The sequence below is a fragment of the Thermoanaerobacterium thermosaccharolyticum DSM 571 genome, from assembly GCF_000145615.1.
Lineage (GTDB): Bacteria > Bacillota > Thermoanaerobacteria > Thermoanaerobacterales > Thermoanaerobacteraceae > Thermoanaerobacterium > Thermoanaerobacterium thermosaccharolyticum.
Genome location: NC_014410.1, coordinates 2,424,549 through 2,441,676 on the forward strand (window position 1 = coordinate 2,424,549; position 17,128 = coordinate 2,441,676).

Genomic DNA, 17,128 nt, shown 5'->3' on the forward strand with positions numbered 1-17,128 from the left:
GTAAATCATTCCTTTCAATTAATCTAGCCGCAAAATAGACGCAGCCTGTTCTGGCGGCGTCGGATTTATATATGCACCTGTTGCAAGCTCAAATCCAGCGAAAGTAGTAAGCCTTGGCAATATCTCTATATGCCAGTGAAAGTCTCGTTCATCTTGATGAGGGAGCGTGTGAATCACTATGTTGTACGGCGGATAGTCAAATAAATCTTCATATCTATTTATAATATATTTTAGCAATGATGATAAGCTTTTAATGTCATCACTGTCTATCTTGTTAAATGCTTTCTTATGTTCTTTAGGCAGTATCCATGATTCATACGCAAACCGCGATGCAAAAGGACAAATCACAATAAATCTGTCATTTTCAGCCACAACTCTTGTCTTTTCAGTCAATTCATCATTGACAATGTCACAGTAAGGACATGTTCCTTTCCCATTTTTATATTTTTCTACTCCTTGCAACTCCCTTTCTACTGCTTCTGGTATAAATGTAACAGCCATAATCTGCCAATGCCCATGCTCCAACGAAGCACCACCGTTTGCACCAAAGTTTTTAAACATCTGAACATATTTAATATTTTTATCTTTTACTATTTCATCATACCTTAAAATCAGTGCCTTTATAATATTTTGGATCTCATCTATCTCCATCTGACCCAACGTCTTGTCATGATGGTTGCTTTCGACAATAATCTCAGCAACACCGTAGCCATCATTTGCTTTGTGTAATTCATTGTGCAATTCATTGTCGCCTTCCACCATTGAACTATTTGTATCTTTGCTAAAAGCAGCAAATTTGTTGTTGAAGCCTCTCAATTTCCACGTCCCTTTTTCATCACAAAACTCAACAAGCGTTGGTGGCGTCATGTTTTCATTTCCTGGGCAAAAGGGGCAAGGACCATCGTTCTTTACCACATCTGTCTTTTTAAAATCGTGAGGCCTTTTCCCTCTCTCCGTCGATATAACTGCGATTTTTCCTGTCACCACATCGTATCTTATTTCAGACATGCTATCACCCTTATCTTAAAAAAAGTAACTCTGATGCAAGCGGTTGCTATTAAATAAATAAAAACCTGCTTTTGAATATAATTCTAAAACCAAAATTCATTTTGTGTGCAACCGAGTGCACTCCTTAAATATATAATATACTCTTTTAGAAAAAATGTCAATCTAATTTTTATAATCTGGCACCTATATATGCTTTTCTTGAGCATTAATTATAAACTCCACCATTCCTTATTCTTATTCAACGGAAGAAATTCTATTGTAAAGTGGTAATTTTTCAACTGAAATACTGAACGCTTTTAGTAAAACATAAGCATTCAATGTTACCACATTTAAAAAAGCACTCAAATTGATGAGTGCCTAATGCATTTATATATGCTATAATTATACTTGAGGCAGTCGGATAAGCAGGGTGCAGTTGCCACTCTCCTTATAAGGAGGTGGTTGCTATGATGAATACATATCAAACGTTGTCTTTAATGATAATGTTTGGAATGTTAATTATAGCAGTCCTCGATTTTAAGAGGAAATAACCGCCCTGCTGATACCAGGACGGTTTAAGATTTTTAAAACCGCTTCTTGGGCAACCGCATTTTGCGGACGGCTGCCTCTTTATTTATATTATAGCATATTTTTTAAAAAAATAAACAAAAATTTAGCTGTCTTAAATCTATTATTAAACTAATATTCCATTAACCAATAAACATTGTTATGAAAATATTATTAAAAGCGAACGATTAATGAAGCTTACGTAATATATCACGATGAACGAAGCGCAGTTTGGCGTATGAGCGAAAGCGAAAGCCGTCACAACGCATAGACGGCGTTAGCCAAACAAGCGAAGAGAATCGATGATATATAGTAAGCGGAATTTGTGAGCGTTAATAATATTTTCCATGAATATAATCTCTTATTCCAAATTATAATTTAGTATGGTCTTCCATATATTCTTAGAAATGAGAAGGAGCTGTTTATATTGGCTTTTATGATAGCTATGTTTTCTTTAAGCTTAATCCTTATATTGGCATCGTGCATATACTTTACAAATGCTGTGGAATGGTTAGGTAAAAAACTCAATTTAAGCCAGGGTGTCATTGGAAGTATTTTTGCCGCAGTAGGTACTGCAATGCCAGAAACAATAATACCTATAATAGCAATTGTTTTTCACAAGGGCCAAGCATCAGAAGAAATAGGAGTCGGAGCCATAGTTGGTGCTCCTTTCATGCTGTCGACACTTGGCTTTTTTGTTACAGGTGCTTCAGCAATAGTATACGCTTTATTTCGCAAAAGACCATTTAAAATCACCCCTTCATTGACTGGATTTCAAAGGGACATGTCGTATTTTATTATCATATATTCTGTAGCCGTCATTACCTCATTCATAAATAGATACTTAAATATCAAAACAGCAATATCAATATTCATTTTGCTTTCATATTTTATTTATGTAGCCCACACATTTTCTTCAAAAGAAGACAGCTTAAAAGATGTAGATAATCTGTTTTTTTCAAAGCACTTCCATTTAGATACAACTTTATATATTATAATTCTGCAGCTTGTCTTTTCACTTTTTGGAATCTCTTACGGTGCCCATATTTTTATCAAATATACAGAACAACTGTCAGCATTATTGGGAGTACCGCCTGCAATCTTATCCCTTATAATCACGCCTATAGCAACTGAGCTACCGGAAAAGCTTAATTCAATCCTTTGGATAGGGCAAAAAAAAGATACCCTTGCACTTTTAAATATCACAGGTGCAATGGTATTTCAATCATCTGTGCCTGTTGCCATAGGCATGATGTTTACAGAATGGAATTTAACAGGTCTGACAATGCTGACGACTGTGCTAGCGCTTATCTCATCGTATATAAGCCTTATATATGCAGCCAGCAAAAAAAGCTTAAGCCCATTTATTTTAATGGCAGGCAGCATATTCTACTGTATATTTTTGCTACAGCTTCTTTGACTATTCTTTTATATATGACGCCACAATTTCACCGAAGTAGAATGTATGGTAGTCTGGATACCACCTTTTATCAATATCAGCATTAAGATTTTCCTTTAACATTTCCTGCTTATACACGACTTTACATTCGTAGTGCAGTGAACATTCTCCAATTATAGGTGTCTCAATTTTTTGAGATGGAATTGGGGTGAGATTGCACTCCTTAAACTTGTCAAAGTCCCTCCCCGATTTTGTACCGCAAAACGCAATAGCTTTATTTAGGTCCTCATTTAGAGGTACGCTAATCGTAAATTCACCTGATTTTTCGATTTGATTGTATGTAAAGCGTGACTTTCTGACTGCAACGAGAAATACAGGCTTACCCCAAAAATACGTTATTCCTCCCCATCCGATTACCATAGTATTTAGCTTATTCTCTTTAGTAGTTAAAAATATACCCCTTGATGTAAGCTTTTGATTTACTTCTTTCATGTACATATCATAAGGCACTTCTTTAATATTCATTAAAATCCCTCCATTAATATTTTATTCATTATACATTTTATAGCTTAACCTTAAAAAAACCAAATCATATGAAAAAACCCCGAGCAAACTCGAGGTATAATACATATTTATTGCTTTTTTATTAGATCCGCTATGGCTGATATGCTTCCTAAAGTATCGACTAATTTGTCTGGAATTATAAGTTTATTTGCAGGGTTTTTCGCCATCTCCTGCAGTGCTTCTATCTGCTTCAATGCTATGACAGTCTCATTCGTTCCTGACTCTAATATTGCCTTATTTACCAATTCGATAGCTTTAGCCTGTGCCTCAGCAATTGCTTCAATAGCTTTTGCTTTGCCTTCTGCCTCTAATATCTGTGACTGCCTTAAGCCTTCAGCTTTTCTTATATTAGCTTCTTTTTCAGCCTCTGCCTGTAAGATTTTTGCCTGCTTTTGTCCTTCAGCAACAGCTATAGCGCTCTGCTTCTCGCCCTCTGCTTGAAGTATAGTAGCCCGCTTATCCCTTTCTGCCTTCATCTGCTTCTCCATCGCTTGCCTTATTTCATCTGGAGGAGTGATGTCCTTTATCTCTACAGACAGTATCTTTATACCATATGCATCTGTAAGCTGATCTATCACTTTGAGAAGCTCTGCGTTTATCTTGTCCCTGCCTGATAAAACCTCATCAAGTGTCATTTCACCAATGATGTTTCTCATGTTTGTTATTGTAGAATAAACTATACCTGATTTGTAATTTTCTATATTGTATATTGCATCTTTTGCATTCATTACTTTATAAAATATTACATTATCAACAGATATCTTGACATTGTCCTTCGTAATAACATTCTGCGGTTCAATATCTAGAATCTGCTGCTTGATAGATACTTTTGCCCGTACATAATCAACAAAAGGTATCACAAAATGCCAGCCCGGCTCCAATACCTTGTAAAACTGTCCTAACCTCTCAATTACATATACATATCCCGTTTGAACAACTTTTATGGATGCTAAAACTGCGATTAATATAAGCAGAAGTAAGATAAGAAACAATATCAACAACTTTATTCCTCCAATCTCTTAACAACTAATTTATTTCCTGATATTCCAGTTATTAAAGCGGTGTCACCATTTTTCAAAGGTTCATCAGACTGAACGGTCCAATATATTCCCTCGAAAAAGACTTGGCCCTCTCTACCTACGTCACTTTTTATCTCAATCGTCTTTCCTATATATTCGCTTTCATACGGGTACGTCTTTGGTATATTTTTAAATCTTTTTCTTAGATATTTGAAAGAGAAAATGAGTGATACAATTCCTATCGCGAGAAAAATAAAAATCTGAATTAGTGTATTAAGCCCCAGTAGATCTGCACATATTGCGAAAAAAGCTCCGATAGAAAAATTAAAAAATATGAAATTGCTGGTTATAAGGTCAATAACTATGCCTACTACCATTACTGCCAACCATAATGTCAATATGCCGTTCGTATTTTGTATCCCCCTTTCAATGTTAAAAAATTGATATTTATCTTAGTATACCACAGTATGTGTCCAACATAAAGTAGTCAGACAAGGCATTTTATAAATTTTCTATAAATTTTTTAGGCAATATATTAGAGCCGATCGCAAAGTATCGGCTCTTTTAAGGAGGATCATCATTTTTAGTTTACAATAAATGTTCGTAATTATAAAGACATTAAACTTTTAATTCCCATCCATCTAAGTATTTTTTCGTATTTTCAAGCATTTCATTAAATAATTTTTTTACATCTTTTAAAGATATTGTAACAAGTGGATCATTTACAAAAGCGCTGAAAGCTAAGTCGTAATCCTTCTTTAAAGCAGCTTTTAGGGTCGTTTCTTGGTTGTATACTTGCCTTAGCACAAGGCTATTTACATTATCAGGCAATTTCCCTGATAATATAGGTTTTAATTTATTTCCTGAAAATAAAGCATTTGTTTCAACTACCGCACCATAAGGTATTCCCTCAATCTGACCATAGTTTGGTATATTTACATTTGTAACTAAATCACCTAAACCTAATAACGCTTTAATTTGTCTAACGCCTTCTTCTCCTGTCTCCTTTAACTCAAATTTTTCTTCACCTATTTTAAGTCTTTTACTTCTTTCAAGCCTGCGTTTTAAGTCCTCTTTCCGCCAGCTTACAGTTGTTAAACCAAACATCCATTCTTTAACTGTCTCTGGATCTTTTAAATACCAATACCCTGGCACAAATTCCGCCAGATGCCTATCACCTGCTGCAGCAATTATTCCGTATCTTAAAAACAAGTCGAATTTTACTCTCTCTGCAGATACAAACGAGTTATTCATCCAATTGTCATTATCATCACTGATAAATCCAGTTTCGTAATACTTATTCACAAATTGCTTATAGACATGCATTAAATCTATGTCTTTGTATCTTGCATTGTCAATCCATGTAAAATGATTTATCCCTAAGACGTTTATCTTTATCTCTTCCCTTGGAACATCATTAATACCCTCTACATCTTGCAACGCCTTGGATAATAGCTTTTGTGTGCCAAAAACCTCATGACAGCATCCAAATGCTTTAATTTGAGGGAAAATTTCATATAATGTCCTGACACAAAGTGTCATAGGATTGGTATAATTTATGACCCATGCATCTGGACAATGCTCTTTAATCGCATTGGCAATATCCGCAAACATCGGAATTGTCCTTAAAGCTCTTACTATTCCTCCTGGTCCTACAGTATCACCTACAGATTGATAAATACCATACTTTTCAGGTGTATGAACATCAGATTCCATCTCGTTAAACGTTCCAGGTAAAATAGATATTATGACAAAATCAGCACCTTTTAGTGACTCTTCTAACGTCTCACAAGCTTTATAAAGCCATTTACCTTTAACATCCTGCCTCATTGATAGAGAATTACCTATTATCTCGTTGTCACGTGCCGCATCATAATCTATGTCATATAACTTTACCGTACCAGAAATGCTCTCTTCCTTCGCCAAATCAGTCATTAAGTTCCATGCCCATCCTCTTGAGCCACCTCCGACATAAGCAATAGTAATGTCATGCACCTTCCCATCTGTATACCTCATAAAGCTCAGCCTCCTGACATAAAATATGTTATTTTATTGAGTAAACTTATACTTAGTTTAGTTCTTCAACCCGGTTGTTGCAATACCTTCAACGAAATATTTTTTGATCTATTTAGAAGAAAAAAATATCCTTTTTTGCAACGATTAAGCGTCACTAAAAGGATATTTCTGCTATTTATGATTAATATTAAACCATTATATTTTTTCCCATTGTCTTTTTAACCAATTCGTAGCCAATTCAAGCCAAATACTGCAGTCAAGATTTATATGCTCTGAATGACTATCTGCTGTTGTCTCATCACATAGCGATAATCCATGAGTACCACTTTCAAATATGTGTAATTCATAAGGTACCAGAAATTTCGCATCTAAAAATTTTTAGAGCCATAAATCAATTGATTTATATAGTTTAACGAATTGTAACTAGAAATATGTTCTTTTCCGTTTTTTTCTGGAAATTGAAAGAAAAAATTTGCAAAATAAAAGCATCCCTTCTATAATATGTTTTGCTAGAAACCAAATAGAAAGGATGCTGATAAAGTGAGCAAAAGTTATTTAAAACAAATGCTTACCTACTTCTCTAAGGTATACCATCTTGGAGAAAAAATCAATACCCTAAAAGATAAAAGAGTAAAATCTTCAGTAAAAATTTCAACAATTACCTTTGTAGTATTGTTCGGATTTATGCTTCAAATAAGAAGTTTTAATAGGTTGGAACATTGGCTTAAAAAAGGTAAATTTAAAAAAGCATTACCCAAAAAAACTAAAATGCCTCGCATTGATACTATTAGGCGGGTTTTAAGTAATTTTGATTTAGATGGTTTAAATGAACTTAATAATAGTATAATCAAGACAAGCATAAAAAATAAGGTTTTTAGAAGGGGAACTATAGATGGACTAAAAGTTGTTGCAATAGATGGTGTAGAGCTATTTGAAAGCACTAAAAAATGTTGTGGTAATTGTCTCACACGAGTCCAAAAGGATGGAATTACTCATTACTTTCACAGAACTGTAGTATGCTCAACAATAGGTTCTGATTCACACCTTATCTTAGGCCAGGAAATATTAGAACCCAAAAAAGATGGTTCAGATAAAGATGAAGGAGAAATTACAGCAGGCAAGCGTTTAATTAGGAAATTGCATAGAGAATTTCATCATTTCGCAGACATCATAGTAGCTGATGCATTATATTGTAAATCCACTTGGGTTAAAGAAGTTTTATCAATAGGGATGGATGCAGTAGTAAGAGTTAAAGATGAAAGACTTAATTATAGTTAAAGATGCACTTGGTTTATTCAAGTGTCGAAAAGCAAATAAAGAATGGACTGTTAAGAAAAAAAGTAACAATTATATTAAAATTAAAGCTTGGGACGAAGACAATTTTCAAATGCCTAGTTTGGACATAGAAGTAAGATTTATAAAATTTATAGAAGAGATACATTGCTCAGGCAAAGTAGAAATAAAAGAATCATGGATAATAACTACATCTAAAGTTACTTCAGTAGAAACTCTATGGAAGATAATGCATAGTAGATGGGAAATTGAAAACAATGCTTTTCATCAATTAAAAACAGAATGGCACTTAAATCACTGTTTTCTGCACAGTTCTGAAGGTGTAGAAACTGTATTAATGTTTATAATAATAGCATTTAATTTGATGCAATTATATTTCTTTAGGTGTATAAGAAATTTTAGGGAAAAGCATATGTTACAAATAGATATTATTGAAGATATAAAAGATGAGATATTTATCATAGAAATTGGATGGAATAACCCACTGTTTGTGATGACGTAACTTAAAAATAAAACTGGAAATTCATTATTAAAATTCGTGGGGGTAAGGGGAAAGTGTAACTATTTTTGGCATCCAAGCGAATTTGTTATTACCATATATTCAATTAGATGTAAAATATAAAAATTCTTGCAAAAACAAATTTTTTACTGGAATTTTATTGCGAAATCTCTGTAATCTCTTCTACTGTTTGGACGATTTCAACGCCAACGACATTTTCGATGTCAGAAACGTCAATAATCTTATTGACTTTGTGAAAATACTTTTCAAAGTAATCATTTATATCTTTCTCCATCTCTTTATCAAGTTCTTCACCAGTAAGTCCCATGCTTTTAAGCTCATGCATCCTAGAATCTATCATTTCATAAATATTATCTTTGCGGCTATCTTTCTCAAACAAGATGTTTTCTTCATTTTTGTCAAATACGTAGTACCTTTTATTTATCTCTAAAAACTTATTCCAAAGTTGACGGTGTTCCGTTTCCATATAAAGGCCATTTCTTATATACTGTGGCAAATCAATGCTATTTATTTTTATTTCTTCTTTTTTATTTGAAACAAAATCTGCATAAGCTTTTGCACACGCAAGCTGAATATCTGTTTTCAACTGCCCAATGTTATTTGGACAGTTATAGCTTAGAAAAGCTTTCATTGAATTTACCGACACAATAATTTGCCTACCGAGTTTATTCGATTCTTCCCTTATAAATTGGCAGATAAGGTTGAATCTCTCATCAATGCTTCTCTCTCGAAGACTTGGCAGACGTATGATCATCGGAATTCTTCTTGTAAATGTCTTAAGAAGGATAGAATCTGGATTCTCTGTAGTAGCAGAAATTATCAATACATTGGATTTTCTCTCTAAATCGGTTTCACCAAGCCTTCTAAATATACCCTTATCCATAAAGGTAAAAAACATTTCCTGCCCCTCTGGTGGAAGCCTATGAACCTCATCTAGGAAAAGTATTCCTCCATCAGCTTTTTCTATAAGTCCCACTTTATCATAATCCGCCCCTGTTAAGCACCCTTTTTAGAACCAAACAACTGACTTACAAGAAGCTGTGGATTATTGGCATAATCTGCGCAGTTAAAAACTATAAACGGAGAATTTTCATCCATTCTATTCATTTCAATTGCATATTTGTGTATGAGTTCTGCAAACATTGATTTTCCAACGCCTGTCTCTCCCAAAATTAATATGTGCATTCCATTGGGAGGATACAGTATCGCTGCTTTAGCCTGCTCCACTGCAGAAAATAGGCTTGGATTTTTTTCTAAAAATTTATCAAGAGACGTTTCTTCTCTTTTATTTGAAATTTCCTCAACATATCTAAAAAGTACCGGCTTTGTACCTACTTTAACTGCTTTCCCTTCATCACATAGTCTATTTAGATCGCTACTGACATTAGCTCTGCTAAGCCCAAGAGAGTCAGCTATATCAGAAGCACTTACGCCTATTCCTCTATCCAGTTCTTTTAGTTTCTGATAAACAATATCGATTCTCTTCAAAGTTACCACCTCAAGTAAAACAATATAACATAAATCAATTTTAAATCAAATTACGCGCAATATTCTCTTTTATTTATTATACATTAACTAAATCTTAATATAAATGAAAAACTTTGCACTTGCTTATTTATTTTTGACAAAAAAATAAGGCGGCTTAAAAGACCACCTTTGCAATCCCAAACATCTTTCTTCCATCCCTCGTCAATAATCCCATATCTAATTATTGTATTTTTGCAGTATTATTCTTGAAAAGACTATCAAATCATTTAAGCCATTTTCAATCAAATCCTGGACAACTTTCAAATCTATCAATTGATAATTATGCACAGCGATATTTCTAAAACCAACCATGGATTTTAATTTCTTCTCTAATGCATCATCTATGACACTATTCTTACGAAGCAGTTCAAATGCATCTCTACTATTTTGAGGAATACCAAAAGATTTCTCTGCTACAACATGCATCGCTAGATCTATACAAGCTTCACAAGCCCTTTGTATATTTAACAATATTGAATCCTGCTTTGTATAATTTTTGAGATTCATCGGATTCCCTTCATATTCTTCTTTAATTCTCTTTATGCATCTTTCAATAATTTCAGCTTTATTAATTACAACATCACTCATTGTAAATCCGTCCCCTTTTTAATATTTTATCAATTATTTCAACTCTTTCCTCATTTAATTTCGCATAATCTTTCAATGCATACATTTCGAAATTCATTCGCCTTAAATCATCATTACAATAAATTATTTTTTTCGTTCCTACCACCTGAGCTTTGAATACAGTTGATGCTTTTCGCAAATCTATTAAATCCACATCCCGTTTTAGTAAATCCGCTAATTCCTGCGAAATCATAAATAAATCATAACCGCTAATATCTTTATCGCTTAAATACGCAATATCAATATCACTATCGCTTCTAAATATACCATTTACAGCCGAACCAAACAGATATATTACATACGGCTCTACTTTATTTATAAGAAAATTCTTTATTACATCGACTTGTTCATCGTTAATATTCATCGTCATCACCACCATTCATTATGATACATATGATATTAATCAAAAAACGATTGTATAAAAAGACCTTAACTTTTCTTGATAAAATCTTTCAAGATTATTATGCCATATTGTTCTATCGCATACAATAGAAATTCATATCCCACCTATAGAGGATGGGAGACTTCTTTCAAGCCTCTGTTAAAAAATCTCCCCTTCTAAAAGAAGGAGAGATTTTTAATCATATCATTTGAACATCGTCACAAATGACTTAAATAACGTTCTTACATCATACTGATATTGATTTATTGGTTCCACTGGTCTAGTTATTCCGAAAAGTTTATATACAGCAATTCTTGCAGATCTAACTGAATATTCTTCTGTGAATACTACGTCATCAGGTATTTCACAAAATTGTCCAATAAATGCTAAATTAGTTGAGCCTTCCGGTACAACTTGAGGTCTATCTCCTATCGACCTTGGCATAAACTGTGCTGTAATAAATGGCATCATGCATGGAATGCAATTTGCCGATTTTATTATATCGTCCATTTCTTTTTCAAATTTTAAATGATGCAAAAGTTCAATTAATATTTCTTCTCCTACACATTCTGACATTTTCTTTTTAACATAATTACCCGGATTATCAGGAAATAATCCATACCCCCAAAATACTTTCACATTATCAGGTTGATTTCTAAAGTGTGGTTGATGTGCCAAAACAATTGACATAAACCAATTAGAATCCTTAAATGTAACAAGAGCACCTGTCCCAGCTTTATTACGCGAAAATTTTTCCATTAGGTCAAAAAACTTTGAATTATGACAAGTTACAGTAAATGATTCCCACTTTGATCCTTGTATATTATCGTCAAATACAGTAGGATTTCCTAAACCTTGTTTTTTCTTTGAAATCTTATCCCATAATTTCCACGATGCACCTTTATCATTTAAAACAGGTGGCTTTGTCATTGATCCCAAACTGTAGCCCTCTGTCATTGAACCATTCGTGACAAATACAACGTCGCTTTCATTTACCTCAATTGTTTTTTCCATACCTTCTTCTTTATAGTATATCCTTGTAACCGTTATTTTATCTGTATCCTTAAAGTCTAGATCTGTTACGGCACATTTCAGTTTGAAATCAACATTGTGATTTTCCAAGAACTTCTTTATTGGTAAAATTAAAGAATCGTATTGATTATAAGGTGTTCTTGTCACACCTTCTAATGTATGTATTCTTGGAAACTCATGCATAAATCTTATCATATATCTTCTTAATTCTGCTAAGCTATGCCAAGGTTGAAATGCAAAAGTCGTTGCCCACATGTACCAAAAATTGGTCTCAAAAAAGTGTGGTTTAAACCAATCACTAATTTTTAACATATTAAGCTTCTCTTCAGGTGTTACAATGAGCTTTGCCAAAGCAATCCTGTCATCATTGTCAAAACCCATAGATGATACATCTACGACTTCACCGTTATTATTAACAAGTCTTGCATTTGAATGGGTTGGATGTTGAGTGTCAAATTCAATTATTTCTTCTCTGACGGATTTCTCTGGATTGTCAATAGATGGTATTGACAATAAAAGCTCCCAAGTATTTTCATAAGTTTCGTCATTCAACATCCTACCGCCTCTTATTACATACCCAGTTTCAGGATTACCCGCACCGTCATTGCTTCCACCTAAGACATTCAATTCTTCAAAAATATGAATATGATCACCTGGAAAGCTGCAGTCCCTAATCAAATAGCACGCTCCTGCAAGTGAAGCTATTCCTCCTCCTACAAAATAAGCGTGAGTGTTTTTATAATCTCTCATAAAAATCAGCTCCTTGATTATCAAATATTTCTAAAAACAATATAGCTTTATAACACTGATTTTGAAATAATCAAAGAGCTTAAACTGTATAAAATTTTGACATTTGATAGAATTTGTATATTTTTTAATCACACAGCTCGTATTTTTGCAGGGCTTTCATGAAATTGCTTTCAATAAGTTCATTTAAATCTTTAATTAGTTTTTCCGGTTTTTCTTTCATACCTTTTTTCATCCATTGTATGATTAATCCTATAAATGCCAGGGTATAAAAATTCGCAATAAATTCCTTGTATTTCTCCTTCACTTTCATATTTCTGGATATTTCATAAACAACCCCAATAACAAGGTCATATGTCACAGAATAAAGATAATTCTCCAAGTGTTCTCTTCCCAATGAGTTTAATGTATTGATACAGAATAATTTGTTATCCTCAATATATTTAAATACTTGATAAAATCCCTCTGTCCAATGTTCATAATTTTTATATTGAGAGATTTTTTCAATAGCTTCTTTTTTATAAATCCACTCAAGCAGTTCAAAAATATCGTGAAAATGATAATAAAAAGTCTGCCTATTGAGGCCACATTTATTTACGATATCCTGTACGGAGATTTTATTTAATGGCTTTGTTTTCATCAATTCTTTAAGCGCATCAGCCATTGCTTTTTTCGTTATTTGAGAATTTGCCATAAATTTTACTCCTCCACATATGGCAGCGTCGAATTTGCGTATGGAAGAACAAGTATCTTAGGATCGTGATATTTTTTAATAGCTTCATCAAGTGCATCCTGCGGAGTCTTTGCATATTTAAAGAATATCTTTTCAGTTAGACTGCGGTCAAAAGATGATATAAGGTAGATATCAGCCCTTTTCAATACTTCACAGATTACAGCAGCTTTATGTGCTCCAAGCCTGAATTCTTCTTTTATCCACTTTAATGGCTCATCTACAGATGATGAATTTACCATCCAGTCTGAAAAAAGCTTCTCTCCCAAACCTTCTCTGCATTCCGCCACTAATATTATTGTTCCACCGTCTTTTACAGAATATTGGGCATTGTCAAGCCCTTTTTGAGCTTGATAAAGGTTAATGTCTTTTGGGTATCCTCCACAAGATGCCACCACAATATCAGCTTTCTCCGGTATAACTCTTTTGTACATCTTATCGATGTATTTTGCACCTTCTCTGTGAGCTTTTATGGGGTCCCCTGATACTACTTTAACTATCTCTTTGTGGCTGTTTAAGACTGCATTTACTATGAAATCGACTCTTGCCAGCTTACCTCCTTCTTCGATATCCTCTCTCATTGGATTTCCATCGATTTTGCCTGGCATTGCTCCTTCTGAAAACATAAGGGCGTGATTTTTTTCTATGGTATTTTTGCTGCAAACACCTGGAAGCAGTGCTTTGTGGCCTCCACTGTACCCTGCCTTATAGTGAAGTTCTAAGTTACCTGTAGCTATGATAAAATCTGCATTGTATACTTCACGAAAGACTTCTACTGGCGTACCTCTTTTTGTAGTACCAACGTATACGCAGTCATCTATATCATGGTCGATACACTTTATCCTATTAAACACTTCTTCACCAACAAGCGTCTTCTTTTCATCATCTGTATGCTTTCTGTGGTATCCAAGCCCAAATACGATTTTTATGCTATCATCGCTTATACCTGCCCTGTTTAATTCATCTGTTATAGGCGGTATTAAAATGTGAGATGGCGACGGGCGAGTTATATCGCTGGCTAATATTACGACATCTTTTTTGCCCTTGACCAAATCAGATAAAGGCGCTTTACCAATTGGATCTTTAAGCGATCTTGATACTTCCGCCATAGGGTCTTCAACACCAGGCAAATCTTCAGGATAAAGCACTGTACACATATTCTCATCTATTTTTACATCTACCGCACCTTTTCCGTATTTTAAGGAAATCTCTTTATAACCCATCGCAAACCTTCCTTTCCACGAATATTCATCTCAGCCTTAAGCCTGTCATGTCGTACAACGTGTCATCTATCTTTTTAATAATCTCATCATCTGCATCGCCATCTATTGATATGCCAACTGTCATATCATCTAAATATACGCTTGGATTTTTCTTAAGTTTAACTCCCATTTCCCCAAATACTCTCTTTGCAATATTTATGACTTCTATCTGATTGCAACCGCTTCCTACCACAATCGTCCAACCAGTCTTCTTTATAAGCTCATCTATTTTTTCTTTGTACCTTTCGCCAACTACCTTAGATATAAATGATAGTTCAATATACTTGATGCCGTTTGATGTCTTTATGCTCTTTTTATAAGGCTTATGAGGCAAATCCTTAAACGCCTCATCTATGATCGTAAGTGCCTCATTCTGCTCAAGTTTATCAGAACCTTTATCAACAACACCAATTGTATCAACCGACGCGTCTTTCCCATTAACTATAAGCTTAAGTCCAGTCTCATTGTAAAATTTATCTTTTACTTCTTGGATGTCTTCAATTTCTCCGTCAATCTTTACAGATACTAATTTGTCAAAGCTTTTGTAAGATATTTTGCTAATAGCAGCATCTGGCAACAGCTTATATATGACGTCATTTATGGCTGATGTGTTTATATTTTCGTTTATTTCAACTTTCCATCCTGTTCTTTCTTCAAATTCTTTAAATAGATGGGAATATCTATATTTTGCTACATCTGGAAAATCAAAGTACAAAATAGCTATCTTCTCATCAAATCTGGCACCCTTTTTGTATAGTCCTGACTCTCTGCTGAAGTATTCATCAACTAATGAAAGCATCTTGTTCACTTCCATAGGGCCTTTATCTTCTTCTGACTTCAGTTCTTCTTCTGATACAGGGCGATATAAAAACATCCTCTTTTTATCAGGCTGAAAGTATACTGAGTTATTCAGCAAATCTTTTAAAGCATCAGTATCTTCCACGCAACCCCATATTTCCCCTATATCTTCTACAGACAGTCCTATGTCTACGCCAATTTTATCCAGCACAAATCTCCAAAGCTTCTCTATGTTGCCTTCATTTAAAGCATCTTTCATTTTCATTGAAGGAAACGGCTCTCTTTTAAGCTGTTTTCGCGGATTTTGTATATCAATATCGTGCACATCGCCATTTTGTGGTACATACACATCTGTCCTAATGTCCCTCTGCACTTCTCTTCCTAAAAAATCTATCACATCTGGATCGCCATGGATTAAAAACACTTTTTTAGGATAAAGGAAATTTACAAACGACAGTATCTCGCTCATGTCGGCATGTGCCGAAAGTCCAAACTTGTCAACTGCACATTTTACTTGTATTTCTTTATCCCCCAATTTAAGCTTTTTATCATCGTCTTTTTCATCTGTAAGCTCCAAAAGCCTTCTTCCTGGAGACTCCTCGTCTTGATACCCTGTTATGGCTATCAGGTTTTTTTCGTCTCCTGCCAGCTTTTCAGCATACCACTGGCTGGGACCGCCTGTAAGCATTCCTGAGCTTGATACTATCACGCATGGCTCTTTTATGATTTCTTCCCTCATTTCAGGTATGTCAACTGGCATCACATTGTCATCAAAGAATATTTCTCCGCCTTTAAAAATCTTCTTAGCCAGATTTTCCCTTAGGTAGTTTGGATTTAACTTGTATATCCTGCATATATCTTTTACCATGCCATCTACGTAAACCTTTGTATTTATCATGCCTTTATTTATAGCCTTTTTTAGTATGAGGATTATTTCCTGCGCTCTCCCAAGTGCAAAAGCAGGTATCAGAACCTTTCCGCCATTTTTTACTACAGAGCCTATCTTCTCAACAAGCCTTGATTCTTCTAATTCTCTATTTGCATGAAGCTTATCGCCATACGTGGATTCAAAAAAGGCTACATCTGGTCTTAATTTAGGTATTGAGGCACCTTCTATCGTATTCTGCCTAAATCTCGAGAAATCGCCTGAGTAAAAAAAGCTTCCCTCATTTCCGACTATGTATATTGACGCTGCACCTGCTATATGACCGGCGCTGTAGAAAGTAACCTTTAAATCAGCGTCTAAAAAAGGTGAAAATGTATGCCCAGGCGTATGGCATATAATCCTGTTTAGCATTTCCTTTACATGTATCTCAGCATAAGCGGGTATCTCCGCTTCTCTTTCCATTATCTTTAAGCTGTCGTACAAAAGTACCCTTGTCAAATCTTTTGCAGCATGTGTCATATATATTTTAGCATCAGGGTATATTCTTGATATTATCGGAAGAGCACCTATATGATCCATGTGTGCATGGCTTATTACTATGACATCTACTCCACCATTTTCCTGAATATGCTGAAAATCCGGAAGATTGTCCTTGCTTGATGACATCCTTATTCCACAATCTAGTAAAATATTTTTCCCGTCTATATTCACCAAGTAGCATGATGCACCTACTTCGCTTGCTCCACCGCAAAAATAAAACTTCATGTGTATC

At 34.4% G+C, this 17,128-nt stretch carries 15 protein-coding genes and 1 pseudogene; 4 read left to right on the forward strand and 12 right to left on the reverse strand.

Translation table 11 applies throughout. The features are described from left to right. Positions 1 to 18 precede the first annotated feature (18 nt). Positions 19 to 1,008: a galactose-1-phosphate uridylyltransferase gene (gene galT / locus TTHE_RS12035; protein ID WP_013298841.1), complete on the reverse strand. Its 990-nt coding sequence runs from the start codon at positions 1,006 to 1,008 to the stop codon at positions 19 to 21. A gap of 449 nt (positions 1,009 to 1,457) precedes the next feature. On the opposite strand from galT, the gene TTHE_RS15035 reads away from it, so the two are divergent. Next, on the forward strand, positions 1,458 to 1,538 hold the full coding sequence (locus tag TTHE_RS15035; protein ID WP_223814574.1) for a putative holin-like toxin: 81 nt from the start codon (positions 1,458 to 1,460) through the stop codon (positions 1,536 to 1,538). A 452-nt stretch (positions 1,539 to 1,990) separates the two neighbouring features. Next, a complete protein-coding gene (locus TTHE_RS12040; protein WP_196793685.1) occupies positions 1,991 to 2,974 on the forward strand; it encodes a sodium:calcium antiporter in 984 nt (327 codons plus the stop codon). Here TTHE_RS12040 and TTHE_RS12045 read toward each other — a convergent pair whose 3' ends face one another. From TTHE_RS12045 to TTHE_RS12060, 4 genes are all read right to left on the reverse strand, one after another. Continuing rightward, positions 2,975 to 3,478 carry a flavin reductase family protein gene (locus tag TTHE_RS12045; RefSeq protein WP_013298843.1) on the reverse strand — a complete coding sequence of 168 codons (504 nt, stop codon included), beginning with the start codon at positions 3,476 to 3,478 and terminating at the stop codon, positions 2,975 to 2,977. It abuts the gene before it with no gap. Between the two features lie 107 nt (positions 3,479 to 3,585). Then, a complete protein-coding gene (locus tag TTHE_RS12050; protein ID WP_013298844.1) occupies positions 3,586 to 4,518 on the reverse strand; it encodes an SPFH domain-containing protein in 933 nt (310 codons plus the stop codon). Between the two features lie 2 nt (positions 4,519 to 4,520). After that, positions 4,521 to 4,934, reverse strand: coding sequence for an NfeD family protein (locus tag TTHE_RS12055; protein ID WP_041587483.1), 414 nt, complete (start codon positions 4,932 to 4,934; stop codon positions 4,521 to 4,523). A gap of 220 nt (positions 4,935 to 5,154) precedes the next feature. After that, on the reverse strand, positions 5,155 to 6,552 hold the full coding sequence (locus TTHE_RS12060) for a family 4 glycosyl hydrolase (RefSeq protein ID WP_013298846.1): 1,398 nt from the start codon (positions 6,550 to 6,552) through the stop codon (positions 5,155 to 5,157). A gap of 540 nt (positions 6,553 to 7,092) precedes the next feature. Here TTHE_RS12060 and TTHE_RS14420 point away from each other — a divergent pair. Both TTHE_RS14420 and TTHE_RS14425 read left to right on the forward strand, forming a co-directional pair. After that, entirely contained in the window at positions 7,093 to 7,830 is a 738-nt protein-coding gene (locus TTHE_RS14420; RefSeq protein WP_223814568.1) for a transposase, read from the forward strand. A 79-nt stretch (positions 7,831 to 7,909) separates the two neighbouring features. Continuing rightward, a complete protein-coding gene (locus tag TTHE_RS14425; RefSeq protein ID WP_231292762.1) occupies positions 7,910 to 8,347 on the forward strand; it encodes a transposase in 438 nt (145 codons plus the stop codon). A 154-nt stretch (positions 8,348 to 8,501) separates the two neighbouring features. Here the strand turns inward: TTHE_RS14425 and TTHE_RS15040 are convergent. From TTHE_RS15040 to TTHE_RS12105, 7 genes and pseudogenes are all read right to left on the reverse strand, one after another. Next, a pseudogene (locus tag TTHE_RS15040) lies at positions 8,502 to 9,862 on the reverse strand (sigma-54-dependent transcriptional regulator). A gap of 207 nt (positions 9,863 to 10,069) precedes the next feature. Further along, a complete protein-coding gene (gene hepT / locus TTHE_RS12080; protein ID WP_013298847.1) occupies positions 10,070 to 10,480 on the reverse strand; it encodes a type VII toxin-antitoxin system HepT family RNase toxin in 411 nt (136 codons plus the stop codon). Continuing rightward, a complete protein-coding gene (gene mntA, locus TTHE_RS12085) occupies positions 10,473 to 10,883 on the reverse strand; it encodes a type VII toxin-antitoxin system MntA family adenylyltransferase antitoxin (RefSeq protein ID WP_013298848.1) in 411 nt (136 codons plus the stop codon). Before mntA ends, hepT begins: the two co-directional genes overlap by 8 nt. A 222-nt stretch (positions 10,884 to 11,105) precedes the next feature. Next, entirely contained in the window at positions 11,106 to 12,683 is a 1,578-nt protein-coding gene (locus TTHE_RS12090; protein WP_041587484.1) for an oleate hydratase, read from the reverse strand. Positions 12,684 to 12,807: 124 nt separating this feature from the next. After that, positions 12,808 to 13,374, reverse strand: coding sequence for a dihydroxyacetone kinase transcriptional activator DhaS (gene dhaS, locus TTHE_RS12095; RefSeq protein WP_013298850.1), 567 nt, complete (start codon positions 13,372 to 13,374; stop codon positions 12,808 to 12,810). Between the two features lie 5 nt (positions 13,375 to 13,379). Then, the gene (gene larAH6, locus TTHE_RS12100) at positions 13,380 to 14,633 is read right to left on the reverse strand and encodes a nickel-dependent malate racemase, LarAH6 family (RefSeq protein ID WP_013298851.1); all 1,254 of its coding nucleotides are present in this window, start codon (positions 14,631 to 14,633) and stop codon (positions 13,380 to 13,382) included. Positions 14,634 to 14,658: 25 nt separating this feature from the next. After that, positions 14,659 to 17,121 carry an MBL fold metallo-hydrolase gene (locus TTHE_RS12105; protein WP_013298852.1) on the reverse strand — a complete coding sequence of 821 codons (2,463 nt, stop codon included), beginning with the start codon at positions 17,119 to 17,121 and terminating at the stop codon, positions 14,659 to 14,661. Positions 17,122 to 17,128: the final 7 nt, after the last annotated feature.